Annotated in this window: 11 protein-coding genes and 2 CRISPR repeat arrays; all 11 genes read left to right on the top strand. The window is 39.3% G+C overall.

Translation table 11 applies throughout. The annotated features are described in order from the left end of the window. Positions 1–438 precede the first annotated feature (438 nt). Positions 439–994: direct repeats of the CRISPR family, unit length 35 nt; unit sequence GTTTCCATTAATTAAACTTGCTAAGAAGTTAAAAG. 493 nt (positions 995–1,487) lie between these two features. The 11 genes from cas10 (at position 1,488) to O9324_RS19575 (ending at position 14,426) form a co-directional block, all read left to right on the top strand. Further along, positions 1,488–4,493 carry a type III-B CRISPR-associated protein Cas10/Cmr2 gene (gene cas10, locus O9324_RS19625; RefSeq protein WP_288141075.1) on the top strand — a complete coding sequence of 1,002 codons (3,006 nt, stop codon included), beginning with the start codon at positions 1,488–1,490 and terminating at the stop codon, positions 4,491–4,493. 6 nt (positions 4,494–4,499) lie between these two features. Next, on the top strand, positions 4,500–5,741 hold the full coding sequence (locus O9324_RS19620; protein WP_287733264.1) for a type III-B CRISPR module-associated Cmr3 family protein: 1,242 nt from the start codon (positions 4,500–4,502) through the stop codon (positions 5,739–5,741). Continuing rightward, on the top strand, positions 5,738–6,655 hold the full coding sequence (gene cmr4, locus O9324_RS19615) for a type III-B CRISPR module RAMP protein Cmr4 (protein WP_287733265.1): 918 nt from the start codon (positions 5,738–5,740) through the stop codon (positions 6,653–6,655). The genes O9324_RS19620 and cmr4 overlap by 4 nt, the downstream gene beginning before the upstream one ends. Beyond that, complete coding sequence (locus tag O9324_RS19610) at positions 6,652–7,047, top strand: hypothetical protein (protein ID WP_103672749.1); 396 nt, start codon at positions 6,652–6,654, stop codon at positions 7,045–7,047. The genes cmr4 and O9324_RS19610 overlap by 4 nt, the downstream gene beginning before the upstream one ends. Next, entirely contained in the window at positions 7,044–8,930 is a 1,887-nt protein-coding gene (locus tag O9324_RS19605; protein ID WP_288141074.1) for an RAMP superfamily CRISPR-associated protein, read from the top strand. The genes O9324_RS19610 and O9324_RS19605 overlap by 4 nt, the downstream gene beginning before the upstream one ends. Before the next feature lie 322 nt (positions 8,931–9,252). Continuing rightward, positions 9,253–10,739: direct repeats of the CRISPR family, unit length 35 nt; unit sequence GTTTCCATTAATTAAACTTGCTAAGAAGTTAAAAG. Positions 10,740–11,323: 584 nt separating this feature from the next. Then, on the top strand, positions 11,324–11,962 hold the full coding sequence (locus O9324_RS19600) for a hypothetical protein (RefSeq protein ID WP_242034605.1): 639 nt from the start codon (positions 11,324–11,326) through the stop codon (positions 11,960–11,962). Next, entirely contained in the window at positions 11,959–12,255 is a 297-nt protein-coding gene (locus O9324_RS19595; protein ID WP_190721266.1) for a hypothetical protein, read from the top strand. The genes O9324_RS19600 and O9324_RS19595 overlap by 4 nt, the downstream gene beginning before the upstream one ends. A gap of 9 nt (positions 12,256–12,264) precedes the next feature. Beyond that, positions 12,265–12,840, top strand: coding sequence for a hypothetical protein (locus O9324_RS19590; RefSeq protein WP_288141073.1), 576 nt, complete (start codon positions 12,265–12,267; stop codon positions 12,838–12,840). A 1-nt stretch (position 12,841) separates the two neighbouring features. Next, a complete protein-coding gene (locus O9324_RS19585) occupies positions 12,842–13,489 on the top strand; it encodes a hypothetical protein (protein ID WP_288141072.1) in 648 nt (215 codons plus the stop codon). Beyond that, the gene (locus O9324_RS19580; protein ID WP_106908582.1) at positions 13,476–13,943 is read left to right on the top strand and encodes a PH domain-containing protein; all 468 of its coding nucleotides are present in this window, start codon (positions 13,476–13,478) and stop codon (positions 13,941–13,943) included. Before O9324_RS19585 ends, O9324_RS19580 begins: the two co-directional genes overlap by 14 nt. 30 nt (positions 13,944–13,973) lie before the next feature. After that, positions 13,974–14,426 (top strand): hypothetical protein, encoded by a 453-nt coding sequence (locus tag O9324_RS19575; protein ID WP_288141071.1) that lies wholly within the window; start codon positions 13,974–13,976, stop codon positions 14,424–14,426. Positions 14,427–14,806: the final 380 nt, after the last annotated feature.

The following is a 14,806-nucleotide window of genomic DNA, read 5'->3' as shown; positions in this document are numbered from 1 at the left end:
ACTCCAGATACAGTCAACGGTACAGCCATTTTCAAGTAAAAAATGTACCCAGTAGCCTCTTTTCAATTTTTTCTTAGAAGCGACCTGCAGTAAGGGTTTTGTTAATTTTTTAGTATTTATGTATGGGGGAAGTCCAGGTATAGTTCGATCAGAGGGCATAAATTGACTAAACCCTTATCTGGCAAGAAATTTAATTGATTAGTTCGCTTTAGATAGAAAATAATTGACAAAAATCGCCAAACGTCTTTCTCTATAAGGGTTCCATCTTTTATAACTCCCCTCCATTACATAATACAAACTGAAGAACCTGTTACATTTGGTAAATCGAGGAGTTGATTAAAATTTATCCACATAACCCACCTCCTGTTCTGTATTGCCATTATACCATGCTCACACAGAACCTAGAAGAGCCGAGTATCTTGCTTTGCAACAACAAGGGTTTCCATTAATTAAACTTGCTAAGAAGTTAAAAGAATCATAGTTACCTGTTGTAAGGTGACTTTTTTGGGTTTCCATTAATTAAACTTGCTAAGAAGTTAAAAGAGTCCGTGCCGCAAGAGGCTGCGGCACGGACTGTGCAGACTCTAGGGCCAAAAGCGTTTCCATTAATTAAACTTGCTAAGAAGTTAAAAGGAAAAAAGTTTCATCGTAACCAAAGCAGGAAAATTCATGTTTCCATTAATTAAACTTGCTAAGAAGTTAAAAGATAAATCTAACACACCAAAGGAGATCGTGTTTATGGTTTCCATTAATTAAACTTGCTAAGAAGTTAAAAGATTGGGATGACGAGGAGCTTAAGGAGCAAGCTATCGTTTCCATTAATTAAACTTGCTAAGAAGTTAAAAGCAGTAGGGGCAATTCATGAATTGCCCCTACTTGGATGGTTTCCATTAATTAAACTTGCTAAGAAGTTAAAAGGCGCCTGAAAATGCCAACCAACTAATCACGGCAGCCCACTTGTTTCCATTAATTAAACTTGCTAAGAAGTTAAAAGACTAGCTTGGCAAAACTAGGCTGTATAAGGATTGTACAGCGATTTTTCGTGGGATATTGAAAAGCATAGAGATTATTAATAATATTTCTCAATAACTACCTCGGTCATCAGGCTCAAAGCCTTACTGGGCAAGGCATCGACGCACCTCAACGAAAACTCTAGATTTTCAGCCATTCTGTCTAACCCGCGAAAAATGTTGAGAACCCCCCCATTCCATCGGCATGAAACAATAGAAATTGTTCCACGTTAATGCCTATGCGATAGGGAGCATCTCACCTTTATAACCCCTAAATCAGGTTTTTATGTCAAGCTATTGAAAACCTTGCTAGAAACCAGTTTTAGGGACAAGTATAATTACTCATTTGCATAAATGAGATGCTCTCTAGGTTATTAGCTTGTCCCCCTGTCAGATGCGATAGTTAATCAATTATTTTGCTTAACTATTTTCGTTTTCGTGATAAAGTTTAAAGAGAGGCCTTAGCAATTTATGATTATGCCAGAATCAGAGTCCCCTATTAATTCAACAAATTTCTATTCTCGTAAACTTTGTGCCTTGCTAAAAGACCACTCCATTTTGCAGCAATTACAGTCTATTCACCCAGAAGAGTTACAAGGACAGGAAGAGTTACCCCAGCAAATAGCTAGTTCCTCTGATCGCGTTAATCTAGGAGAGGCTCAAGGCACTAATATTAATAGCGTGAAACATCCCATCAGTGGACAAACTCGAAATATTACTTCACAAGACTCACGACCAGAAATTCCCGCAGAGATTACCTCAGAAACAGATATAGAAAAACTATTTTGGTGGTTTTGGCGATTTTATCCCGAACTCATCCGACAAAACCAGAATGATTTTTTCCTCTATCCTGCTCACAGCATCCTTCCTGATTGTCCCCTACATAGCTACAAAAGTACCGTTTCCGCTCTAGTTGGGGCGATGTATCCCGAACATTGGCAAGAAGGAGGTAAATCCCAACATCCCTATCTTTTTCTCTTTACCTTCTCCCCAGTACAAGAATTTATTAAAGCATCCCGAAAATTTGTCGATTTTTGGGCAGGTTCCTATCTACTGCATTATCTCAGTGTTAAACTCTGTTGGTATATTGCCGAAACTTATGGGTCTGATGCTGTGATTACTCCTTCTCTTTGGAGTCAAGAAATTATCGATGCTTTAATTGTTAAAAAATATCCAGATTTTGCAGCTAATTTTGCTTGTTTTCAAGACGGAACATCTCCAGTTGGTAGATTTGATAATGGCATTTCTACAAGTTTAAGTACGGCTGGATTTCCTAATGTGATTACGGCTTTAGTTCCTGGAAAAGAAGCAGCTAGAGAATTGGGAGAGGAATTAAGAAAATGCTTAATAGAAGAATGGTCAGAGATTGCCAAAAAAGTTAGGGAAGATATCAAAAAACGAACCCTAGAGTTTCTTAAAGATACTAAAAATCAGCAGAAAATAGATGAAATATTATTAAAGGAGTTTCTAAGCGAACAAGAAATATGTAAACGAGATTTAAAAAAATGGCAGATAGGACATCATGGTAGTTGTTGGGAGTGGAATAAACTCTGGGAAGCACAAATAGAGAAAACTTGGGAAACTTACTGGACTGCAATGCCTTTAGGCAATCCAGACCAGCCATTAACTATTAATCCCACAGATAATCCTACAGGGGAAAATTATCAGCAATGGAAACAAGCGCAAAATGCGATCGCCCCTCCCCATTTAGCTGAATCTCTACCTACAACAGCCGAAGAAAACCTTTACGAACAGATAAACACTGGTACTTGGTGGGGGGCATTACAAGCTCGTTTGGGACAGTCTATTCAAGCCGTAAAAAATACTCGCACTTGGGCAATTCCTACAGCACCTGGGGAACGTTCCACTGTATCGGGTCAATTTAGCGCAGTTCATCCCCAATTACATTATCACGGGCAGTTTAAAAATGGAGGTGGACTTTCCGCGCGATCGATGCGTCTATTTTGGCGATTAATGGCTGAAGTTTATCCAGGGTTATTTAATGGCTCAGAAAAATTGAATGCGATCGAATTAACAAAACGCATGGCTTGGCGATATGGGGGAGTTGCTGAATCTTTGGGAATTAATCTAGGGCAAGAAGATGATACTAACTATGATAATTTAATTCGTTTTCCTAATTTAAGTTCTATTGCTGCTGCAAGATTTACTTACGAAGATTTTAAAAAAGGAGGACAAAAAACACGCAACTATTGGAATTGTCTTAACACGCTTATTAACCAACAATTGCCTAACAAAGCAGACACTTTTGCCTCCCGTACTCGTGGTCGTCCTTATCAGATACCAAAAGTTGATCGGCAAATTAATCCAGAAAATAGGAATGGACAGAATTTTAATGGAGTCATGTTTTCCAGTAAATGGTTAGCTGATGACATGAATTGTAACGCTCAAGAAACAGCAACATTAAGAAGTTTAGTTGAAGAAGCGCATAAAAAAGCAAAATTTGGCGAAGGAAGTCCAGCCGATTGGTGGGTAATTGTCCTCGGTGATGGGGATGGGATGGGGAAATATGTCTCTGGGTCAAAATTAAAGAAATACAAAGAGTATTTAATCACAGATGCGATCCCAGAAAATGTCAAAAATCATCAAGATTACCCAGATTTACTAGCAACCCAAAAACGCATGGGGCCAGCAACCCATGTCGGGTTAAATCGCGCCTTATTAGACTTTTCTAATCGCTTAGTACCCTACCTTACGGAAGAACGTTATTGTGGTAAAGTCGTCTATAGTGGCGGTGATGATGTGATGGCAGTGTTACCTCTAGCAGATTTACCGGGATATTTGCGATCGCTTCGTGCTGCTTGGTGTGCTGACCCAGATCCAGAAAGAGAATTCAGCACAGAGGGGGGTTACTGGACTCCTAAACAATCTCTGCAAGGATTACAAAAACGTCCCTATTTTACGATGGGAGATGGGGCAACCATGAGTCTAGGCATTGTTATCGCTCATAAAAGTGTACCTCTTCCTACCGTATTAGAAAGCCTGTGGACGGCTGAAAAAGACCGTGCTAAAAAGTTATATGGAAAAGATGGACTCTGTTTTCGGGTGATTTATGGTTCGGGTAATACTTTAGAAGCCTTGATGAAAGGGGAGTTATTAGACTTATGGTGGAATTTTATGCAGTATGATCAGCAAGATTTAAGTGCGTTGTTCTATCGATTAGCCGAAGAATTACCCCGTCATGTTTGTGTTACTGAAAGCGATCGCCTATTGAGAAAAGCTGCACAAGTGATCATCAACCGTCGAGATCAAACACTAGAGTCTCATATTCAAGAAAACTTGCTAAATTGGTTGGATCAGTGGGAAAACTGGGCTTATCAAACCTATAATCAAGTAAATAAAAATAAAACTGAAAAAGAAGTCCCTTTAGGCACGACCGAAAAGGATTTAGCTAATCTTTTGCGGTTTAGTGCTTTCTGGAATAACAAAAGGATGCAACAAATGAAATGGGGAGAAACTGAGTAATAAACTATGGGTGAACAGCAAATGTATTGGTATGAGATCGCTCCTTTAGATGTATTGTTATTTCGGGAAGCTAAACCTTTTAGTCCAGGGGAGAGTGCTTGGGCAAAAGGACTATTTCCCCCGTTTCCCAGTACAGTTTTTCAAGCATTGCGCTCGACTTTATCCAAAGATGTCAAAGATTTAGATTTTATGGGGCCATTTCTCTTATGTCCCCAAAATAGATTATGTTTCCCCACTCCTAAGGATTTAGTTGCAGTGAGTTGGAGCAAAAAGAGTCAGCCAAAAGATGAGGAAACAAAAGAAGAGGAAAGAGAAGAAGATAATTTAGACGATACAGCTTCGTATTGGCATCGAACTTTACGTCTTCAACCTGTTGATCGAACAGATAAAGCTTGGGAACATTTGTTGTTCGACGAGGCGGGATTAGCTCCAATGGTAGCTCCTTTTAGAGAGCTAGTTGAAGAAGAGAACAGAAGAGAATTTTTCTGTCGTCCCTATCCTTGGATTACAGCAGAAGCTTTAAGCGAATATCTACAAGGAAAAGAACTTAAAGATCCTACACAATTTCAGGATGATCCTTGGAATGTGCAGATCATGCCTCATATTCAAATGCAAGCGGATAAGCGACAAGTAAAAGATGAAGATGGCTATTTTACTGAAGTAGCGATTCGTCTTAAACCAGGTTGGCGATTAGTAGCGGGAATTAGTATAAACTTACGGGAAACAGTAGTCCGGTTGGGAGGAGAAGGACATCGGGCGATTGTCATCCCATTTACTTTGTCCGATGCTGATCAAACACTGCTTAATCCTAAGACCAATACAACAGGTGATTTTGCTTATTTACTCACCCCCGGACTAGCGGTTAAGGAGGAAGCCATTTATGGCGTTTATCCCTGTGATTGGCAATCCATCTTAGCAGGATGTGTCAGCGATCGTCCTTTATTGTGGGGTGGTGTTTCTCAAATTAGGCGCAAGTTAGTTATTTCCTGTGGGAAAGAGAATCAGGAGCGCACAGCTTCGCAGATTTCTTCGGGATCATCATCCCCTAACTCAGAAGCAAAAGGAGATGAGGAATTTGCTTTATTGCCACAACGAGCCTTTGTTCCACCTGGGACTGTCTATATCTTTAACCAGATTCCATCTGAAACTGAGGCACTCTTACCTAAACCTGAATCGACGGGGAATTGGTTAACCAGTTTTCAAAAACTCAACTATGGTAAATTATTATGGGGTAATACACCATTATGAATACTTATTTAACATATCTATATCTGCTGACCCCTTTACACACGGGCGGAAGTGCTGATGAGGGCAATTTAATGGGAATCGCCCGCGAAGTCCATACCGAGTTTCCCTATCTTCCTGCTTCCTCCTTGAGAGGTAAAATTCGCTCTGCCTTAGAACCGAGCAATCCTCAAAGTGAAGAAGAAAAAGCATTAGCAAAAGAAGTCTCTCAGTTTTTCGGTCAAAAAATCAAAGATGGACAACAACCCACAGAAGGAGAAGTTTGGTTTGCTGAGGCAACTCTCCTGTTTTTTCCGATCGCATCCTTAAGTCATCACTTAGTCTGGATTACCTGTCCTCTCTGGCTAGAACGTTGGAATCGTTGGTTACAAAAATCCCCTTTAACTCAATTAATTCAAAACTGTCGAGAGCAAATTACAGAAGCAATACCAGCTTTAGTTAGCTTTACACCCGAACCCCTTTACTTGCAAACTGCAATTCTGCAACAAAATGCCCTAGGGCAACTAAATACTAATGATTCTAATAGCATCTCACAATCTCTTCAAAATCTTACTAATGCTAATGGGATGATTAATCAGCTTCTGAAAAAGCTAGTGATTGTGGATGATGAAGACTGTATTGCTTTGGTAGAAACGGGATTGCAGCGAGAAGTGCGCGTTGCTCTTAATGAAGGCGAAAAAACTGTTAAAGGTGGTTCTTTTCGCTCGGAAGAAGCCATTCCCCCTGAAACTGTACTTTTCTTTCCTTGGGGAATGAAACCTATGAAACAAACTGAAAATACTCAGAATATTCGAGCAAAAACTAGCGAATTACTTAAAAATAAACTACAATTTGGAGGTCTAGAAGGATTAGGTCGCGGTTGGTGCGATCTAAAAACAATTGAAACTACTGAAACTACTACAGGAAGCCAAAAATGAAATTAGATTCGCGTCAATTTAGCAAACAAGCACATAACGCTTTAGTTGAAATAAAAAGTGAGTTAGCAGTAACTTACCACAAAAAAGCTAGTGGATTAGTTCAAGGATTAAGCACTTATATATCTACTTGGGGACTGCATCGACTTAGTGGAGATATGCAAAAATTTCTCGGTGGAACTGCCGAAGATACACGCTATAAAGGGAAAGTTTATCAAAAATTTCTTACTAAGCTCAAAGAGTTTAGCGGGGCAGATTTTGATGTTAATGATCAAGGCACATTAATTCATATGCCTTTAAGAAAATATACCGCCCTCAATCACTTGGCAATTAAATTAGCAAAAGAGTGGTCTTTTTGGTCGCCAGCAGTCTTAGGAGAGGCAGAACAATCATGACGGCACAACAAGAATGGCAGAAATTTTTGGAAAAACTCCAAAAAGATAAAAATCCTCTTTATGACTTGTATAAAAATAGTCAGTTAGAAATAGGTACAGAAATAACTATTTATTTTTCTGACGAAGAAGCGAAAAAAAAAGCAAGTGCTAAATGGCAGAAATTACAAGCCAAGTTTCCGCCACACTGGAAAAATCAAAAGATTAATTTCAAAGTTGGACAGTTACCCGCTTCCTCCATTATTGCAACGACAAGATCGACAGCAAGAACAAATAATCCAACCAGTCGGAAATTAACCAGTCCTCTACAAGCACTGAATCATCGATTATTTAATAATAATGAAACAGCTAAACCAGTTCTAATAGAAGCGGCGGCGGCGGATAAAACTTGTCAGTCTTTATACCAACAATTAACGGAGAAAACTAAACGATTAGCTGATGAAACTCTGACTGTTAAATTCATCTGGAGGCTGCGTGTAGGAGGAATGCGCGGTTTTCAGGAGTTACTTCTTCCTGTATTTCATCCAGTCTATGGTGTACCTTATATCCCTTCTAGTAGTTTAAAAGGTGTAGTAAGAGCTTGGGCAAGACAACATCGACCAGAAGCTGAGGTAAATCGACTTCTGGGGACACTAGAGGATGGTATCGGTTGCGTTCAATTTCTTGATGCTTTTCCCACTGCACCTTGTTTGACTGTAGATATCGCTAATCCTCAATGGAGTTGGGAAAATAACCGAGTATGCTATCAACCTGTCCCCCATTATCTGTTGTCAATGGAAGAACCTGAGATTTTAATTGGGTTGACTCGTACCAGCAGAGGTAAATTAGAAGATGTCAGCAAAGTCAAAGATTGGTTACAAATAGCTTTATCAGCAGGAATTGGTTCGCGGGTTAGTGCGGGGTATGGTAGAACATCTGTTGCTTCTAGTTTGTCTCATCACTCTTCCCATGCTTTTAAATTATGGACGCAAGGGATATATGGCGCAAATCCTCCCACTAAAGATAATCAATATCAGGGAAATAATGAATTTCGTCCCGTAGCAGTGCGAGGGATGCTGCGTTATTGGTTTCGTGCAGTAGGATTAAGTATTTATTCACCGCAGCAATGTAAAGATTTAGAAGGTAGGTTATTTGGTACTATTGAACCGCAAGCTCAAGAAGGACTAATTCGTATTTCTGTAGATTGGAAAGAGGAAAAAGGTGATCGCAATCGTCCTTATTTTTGTGAAGGTAATATTCTACTAGAAGCTAAAAATCAGGATGCTCTCAACTTAGCAGAAAAGTTATTGCAATTATCTTCTCATTTAGCAGGAATTGGGAGAGGATCGAGACGATCATTGCATTGGAATAATCCAATAGGATTAAGGGGATGCCATTGGGAAGTTGACACTAAAAAACTACCTCGTGATAAAAAACTATGGCAGCAGTTTCTTAGAGAGGTAAGAGATTCTTTGCTTGCCCTACAGTCTGCCATAGGAGATCCTGCTAATTGTCCTCCCGGAAATCCTGGCAATCGCTCTCAAGACGTTTTGAATAGTCAGACTCAAATTTATTTAATTTCTTGTCCTAGTTTAAAATATCCTGGAACTGTCAAGAATTGGCAAAACGAAGGATTAAGGTCAGAAGTACGGGGAAAAGGGTTGGATTTCCTTTATAGTAGTGGCTTTAAAGGTGTCAATCAAAAAGGAAATGGAAATGCTAATGTTGGCGGACGAATCAGCCAACGAGGAGAAACTGCTTCTACACCTTCTTATGTGTTAATTAAATCTAATTTTCCCCCACAACAGGAACCTTATCAAACAGTAACAATTTTTGGAGTTAACCAGCGTGATCGCGCTACATTTATTCAACAATTAAACTCATTAAACCCTATGCAAATTCAGTAAATTGGCCCGATGCCAACCAACTCAGAGATTTTTTAAAAATTAAACTTGCTAAGAAGTTAAAAGTCTGGAGGGTTCCTAAAGCTAACAATTGGTTAGCAAAAACGTTTCCATTAATTAGGGCTGGCTGAATAAATGTGAAATGTAGGCATGGTAAGGGTTTTGTGGCTTTTCTTGCTCCCACAGGTGCAAGATTTTGAGAGAATCGTGCTTCAAAACCTAGCGTCTTCATCAGCCCGCGTCCTGTAGGGGCGAAGCATTCGGATAGAAAATCTCCGGTTTCACCGATAGGTTATTGCCCGAATGCTTCGCCCCTACTTTTTCAGCAGACCCTAATTAAACTTGCTAAGAAGTTAAAAGCAGTAGGGGCAATTCATGAATTGCCCCTACTCCGTTGGATGGTTTCCATTAATTAAACTTGCTAAGAAGTTAAAAGGCAAACATCGGCGCTACAATTGTGGCGGGCCGAAATGTTTCCATTAATTAAACTTGCTAAGAAGTTAAAAGCGGGAAGAAAAGTCAGTACTAGACCCCCGATGTCTAGTGTTTCCATTAATTAAACTTGCTAAGAAGTTAAAAGGGGTATCTTTTGGGTTTTTATTTTGGGTATACGAGTTTCCATTAATTAAACTTGCTAAGAAGTTAAAAGTGCCATACGCGCTGCGTTACTGGCTTCGTGAAATCGTTTCCATTAATTAAACTTGCTAAGAAGTTAAAAGTAAAAGGTCCGGCGGCTTCAACGGATGATGAAATTTTCCTTTGTTTCCATTAATTAAACTTGCTAAGAAGTTAAAAGCAACAACACACGATCGGTCTTCTACAAACGGAGGTGGATCGTTTCCATTAATTAAACTTGCTAAGAAGTTAAAAGGCAACTATAGACATAGTGCTGCACAGAGAATAAAAAGTTTCCATTAATTAAACTTGCTAAGAAGTTAAAAGGATTTCCGTTTCCGTTTCCCTGTTATTTTTAATTACAGGGGTTTCCATTAATTAAACTTGCTAAGAAGTTAAAAGTCTTTCTAATAGGCAGTAAAGTCCCTGCCTTAATTGTTTCCATTAATTAAACTTGCTAAGAAGTTAAAAGAAACAAGATGGTCAAGATGGAGAATACACGAGTATTGTTGGTTTCCATTAATTAAACTTGCTAAGAAGTTAAAAGAGGGGTTGCCGTAACCAATATGAACTTGGACAATTTAAGTTTCCATTAATTAAACTTGCTAAGAAGTTAAAAGTTAATTCTCGAATTGAGACCCGGGACGAAGTCTTAAAGGGTTTCCATTAATTAAACTTGCTAAGAAGTTAAAAGCCCACTAGAGACCACAATCTGCATGCGCCAAGCAATGGTTTCCATTAATTAAACTTGCTAAGAAGTTAAAAGCATCTTGTATTGCCTCTTGGTAATAGCGGCATTTGTAGTTTCCATTAATTAAACTTGCTAAGAAGTTAAAAGTATCGGAAACGATTGTGTAGAGGTGAGAAAAGGGGGTTTCCATTAATTAAACTTGCTAAGAAGTTAAAAGAAAAGTCCGTACTACACCCAGAATGCTTAGTGTTTCCATTAATTAAACTTGCTAAGAAGTTAAAAGATTTTTTGGCAACTGCCAAAAAATGCCGACCTCCTTGCTGAGGCAAGTTTCCATTAATTAAACTTGCTAAGAAGTTAAAAGGGTGTGCACCATAATAGGAGAGAGAGAATGCTTTAACGTTTCCATTAATTAAACTTGCTAAGAAGTTAAAAGTGTTCGGTTTTTTTTGGAGTAGCATTTGGTTATGTGTTTCCATTAATTAAACTTGCTAAGAAGTTAAAAGACTAGCTTGGCAAAACTAGGCTGTATAAGGATTGTACAGCAATTTTTCGTGGGATATTGAAAAGCATAGACATTATTAATAATGATTCGCAATAGTTACCTCAGTCATAAGGCTCAAAGCTTTGCTGGCCAAGGCATCGACGCACCTCAACGAAAACTCTAGATTTTCAGGCATTGTGTCTAACCCACGAAAAATGTTGAGAAACCCCCCATTCCATCGGCATGAAACAATAGAATTTGTTCCACGCTAATGCCTATGCGATCATTGCCCTAGTACCATCTCACCTTTATAACCCTTAAATCTTTACGTCAAGCTATTTTGAAAGCCTTGCTAGAAACCAGTGTTAGGACAAGTATAATTACTCACTTGCATAAATGAGATGCTCCCGATATTTTAGTTGCTTTACCTTAATAGCAGCAGACTCTGGTAGCTCTGTATTTGTTGCTCAGGGTTGATCTCTCATCATCCTTTCGGTGTTCGCATCAGCACTCCGATTTTTCTTCAGATAGGTTCTAGAATCGAAATCAAGACGCAGGGGAAGATAGAGTTCCCTGAGTCTGAAAAGTGTACTACCGTGTAATTTTATGAAAAATAGTCTGAAACGATCGTTCCTTCGATTTATGACTGTCTCCATACTTATCGTTTTGCCATCTTGTTCACAAAAGAATCCGATCGCTCTTGTTCTCTTAAAAGACACATCTATAAGTGGACAAAATAACGAAGAGTTTAAGACGACAACCAAGAAAGCCTGTAAGGGTATAACAGAATCCATTTCGCGTGGTGATGAATTGAAAGTTATTCAAGTCAATGGCGAGCAGGACTTTTTTGAAAATCTTACCCCCACCAATCCAACTGATGCGAAAAAACAGTGTGGAGCCGTAAGAACCACCCAAAAACAGGGAACTTTGGCCTGTCCAGCTGTTCGCACAGCCCATAAAATTTTTCAGTCATCAAAAAAACCTGGTGTATTGTTAGTCCTTATAGAGACCAACGAGCGGGAATCACCTTGCCCTCAAGATTGGAGAACTACCGTTAAAAATGTCATTGAAAAAGGTGGCTCTGTAGTCATTTTGAATGCTACAAACAACGGCGGCGAATCATTTCGCTTAGAGCTAGAAACTGCTTTGGAAGGTCTCCCAGTTACATATGCTCATACTGACGTGGAATTTGTTATTAAGAACGCTATCCAAGAAACTAGAAGAAAAGCTGAGGCAAAATTATGAAAAAATCAGATAGTTTCCCTCACTTTGAGGGCAACGGTTGGAATAGTCCCCATGTATCTAATGCCAGTGGCCACACCGAACGAGAATCAGAATCTAACCCGTGGCCAGAGTCGGAAGCAAGAGTCAATATCAATCAATCAAAGGAATTCAATCGGCTAATTGCTGAGGACCTTCATCCCCAAGATCAGGAAGACCTGTTACAACGCTTTCCTTGCTATGCGATCGCACAGAGGAGAGTTGCCGCAGCCGAGTTCTGCCGCTTTCAGATTATTAAAATTTGTGAATTATACTAAAGGAGTTTTATGCCTAGAGATACTTTCTCTTTTTTTAATTTCTGTTCTTTGTTGGTCACGAGCATCATCGCCTTCTTAAACTTTAACACGGCTATGGTTTTAGTGCCGGGGGATTGGGACGATATAAAAATATTGTTTGCCGTTCCAGTTTCCTTGATAGCCTGTATTCTTTTCGACACCAAAGTTAGCGAGGAGTATATGCGTGAACGCCTCAAAGGATTTGCGAGATCTACCTTAAATTGGATTAATATTCAGAGAGAAAGACTGAGTCAAACTCGATTTGGGACGATGAGACTGGAAACATACATCTATCTGTTTCAACTTTTTGAAGCACCTTTCTTAGAAACATCAATCATCTCAATTATTAACCGCCTTGGCTGTCTCATTTACCTAATCACCGAGTTTATTGTGAGTGCTTATTTATTACTAGAACGAGAGGATTTGCCCTGGTTCATGTCTATTGCTCCTATTCTAGCAGGATTATTGAACTTAGCAACGGGAATCCTCAAAGGACGTCTTATTGTTTACCCAAAAGCGCTTACACAACTTAGAAAAAAATATCAACAGTATTATGAGGAGGTCTAAAATGAATATTAGATTGATAAATATTAACGAGATGAATTCCGACGATTTAAACAAACTGACAAGTATTTATGTCTCAGATGCAAGTCTGTCACCATCTAAAATGGTTGAAATCCTTCAGCAAAAAGTCGCTTGCTGCTCTCTCCATAAATCCATAAAATTAATTCAGGAAGACCACCGACGGTCTTTTGAAAACTGTTTATCAGAGAGAGATAAAAAGCTTGAAGAAATTCGGAAACAAGCAGAATCTCTACACAGTTATCCCCGGGCTATTAACGCTCCAAATCCTTCCTATTTCTTGGCAATAAATACAGTTAAAGAAGACTTAGAATTTGCTGAAGCTCAAGTCAGAAATCATGAAAAATCCATCAGCAGATTAAATAACTTAGAATTGGAATTCAAATCAGTACTAAGAACATCATCATATTGGTCAGGTTCATTAGCCGATAGCAATAAAATTGAAGAAATACTGAATGAAATGGGAGTAAAAGAGCTAATGCACGATTTAGAGCAAAGACTGAGAGAATTGCAGGAACAGGTTAAAAAATTTAGCCTTGAATTAACCAAGTTCTCCATCGTTACTGTGTACGGCGAATCAAGAGTAGAAGATTTTCAATATCAAAATGGAGCTGCTCACCATGACATTGAATGAATACCCTTTTGCAGCGAGCTATGCTCCTCGTCCGGAAAAACCAATCGTGGCCTTGAAACCTAAAGCTTGGTCAGTATTTTTGAGTTGGAAAAACCTCCGTGGAATAATTTTCATAATTCCTCTTTTTTCTATAGCCTGGCAGTACCTAACTCTACAACGAACCGAATATATGTTTACAACTCAACGGTTTAGGACTATTACGGGACTTTTTAACCAAGAAATTGACGAAGTTTGGCTATTTCGTGTGACAGATTTACGCATTTTAAAGCCATTTCTTTATCGTTTATTTGGAATAGCAAATCTTTACATTTACTCTACAGATAGAAACAACAAACTCGTGGTTATTCAGGCAATTTCGCTTACAGATGCCTTGAAGCTGCATGAAATTCTTCAACAGCAAGTCAACATTGAGCGACATAGAAATCGACCTGATATTCCAGGCTCTTGGCAGTAATCAATCATCTCAAAAAAAGGAAATAGTAATATGGCTGACCAAAACACATCTACTAACGGCGAGACTAATACTTCTTGTCCCAGCACAATAGATAGTCCAGAACTACAAGATAAAGATATATGGAGTTCTTATGACAATCCCTTTGGCAAATACGCATTTCACGGGGGAATGGAGGGATACTTAGAAAATAAAGACCCTTCGCCTGAAAGTCCACAACAAGAGTGTTTCTACGATGATTCAGGTAATCTAATCAACGAAAATCATCAATACGCAGGAATGAGAGGAACTGCCAATGAATACGATGGACATAAGGGCGATAGTTCAGAACTATGGAACCATTTCTATAACGATAGTGGGGGAATCTGGCAAAACGGTGGAGAAGCCTTTTCTACCTCTGTGGAATCCTACTATGACTCTGTTGAAGATTATGTTTCTGATGTCTATGACTCTGTTGAAGATTATGTTGCTGATGCCTTTGAATGAAGTCAAAGTCAAAAGCTCTTGAACGTCCTCAAAGCTCATCCGCCAAGCGTTTTTATCTCCTCTATTCTAACCCGCGCCAAAAAGCCACAAGAACTAAAAAACTTCGCCAACAACAAATGGTTAGGGACTTGCGTGGGAATAATATCCCAGCCAGAAAATCGCTCTGTAGAAGAATCAGACCAGCCAGATGGCACAGGATCAAAGCGCAAGTCCCTTAGCTGCGGAGGCGCTCGAAGGCTCTCCCCCTAGTTAGGGTGATCAGCAAACCTGATCGATCGGAGGGCGCAAGCTTTGCGCCCCTACAGTAACGGATTTTGTCCACAATGTAGGGGCGAACTGCGTTCGCCCAAAAGGTACATTATCAAAGCGCAAGTCCCTTA

The sequence above is a fragment of the Microcystis sp. LE19-84.1B genome (genome assembly GCF_027531875.1).
In the GTDB taxonomy this organism is placed as follows: domain Bacteria; phylum Cyanobacteriota; class Cyanobacteriia; order Cyanobacteriales; family Microcystaceae; genus Microcystis; species Microcystis panniformis.
This window is presented reverse-complemented; position numbering and strand designations above follow the sequence as displayed.

Bases quoted from the DNA above. Each gene is read 5' to 3' on its own strand.
- cmr4 (WP_287733265.1), top strand. From the start codon at position 5,738: ATGAATACTTATTTAACATATCTATATCTGCTGACCCCTTTACACACG.
- O9324_RS19580 (WP_106908582.1), top strand. From the start codon at position 13,476: ATGACATTGAATGAATACCCTTTTGCAGCGAGCTATGCTCCTCGTCCG.
- O9324_RS19575 (WP_288141071.1), top strand. From the start codon at position 13,974: ATGGCTGACCAAAACACATCTACTAACGGCGAGACTAATACTTCTTGT.
- O9324_RS19600 (WP_242034605.1), top strand. From the start codon at position 11,324: ATGAAAAATAGTCTGAAACGATCGTTCCTTCGATTTATGACTGTCTCC.
- O9324_RS19595 (WP_190721266.1), top strand. From the start codon at position 11,959: ATGAAAAAATCAGATAGTTTCCCTCACTTTGAGGGCAACGGTTGGAAT.
- O9324_RS19610 (WP_103672749.1), top strand. From the start codon at position 6,652: ATGAAATTAGATTCGCGTCAATTTAGCAAACAAGCACATAACGCTTTA.
- O9324_RS19605 (WP_288141074.1), top strand. From the start codon at position 7,044: ATGACGGCACAACAAGAATGGCAGAAATTTTTGGAAAAACTCCAAAAA.
- O9324_RS19585 (WP_288141072.1), top strand. From the start codon at position 12,842: ATGAATATTAGATTGATAAATATTAACGAGATGAATTCCGACGATTTA.
- cas10 (WP_288141075.1), top strand. From the start codon at position 1,488: ATGCCAGAATCAGAGTCCCCTATTAATTCAACAAATTTCTATTCTCGT.
- O9324_RS19620 (WP_287733264.1), top strand. From the start codon at position 4,500: ATGGGTGAACAGCAAATGTATTGGTATGAGATCGCTCCTTTAGATGTA.
- O9324_RS19590 (WP_288141073.1), top strand. From the start codon at position 12,265: ATGCCTAGAGATACTTTCTCTTTTTTTAATTTCTGTTCTTTGTTGGTC.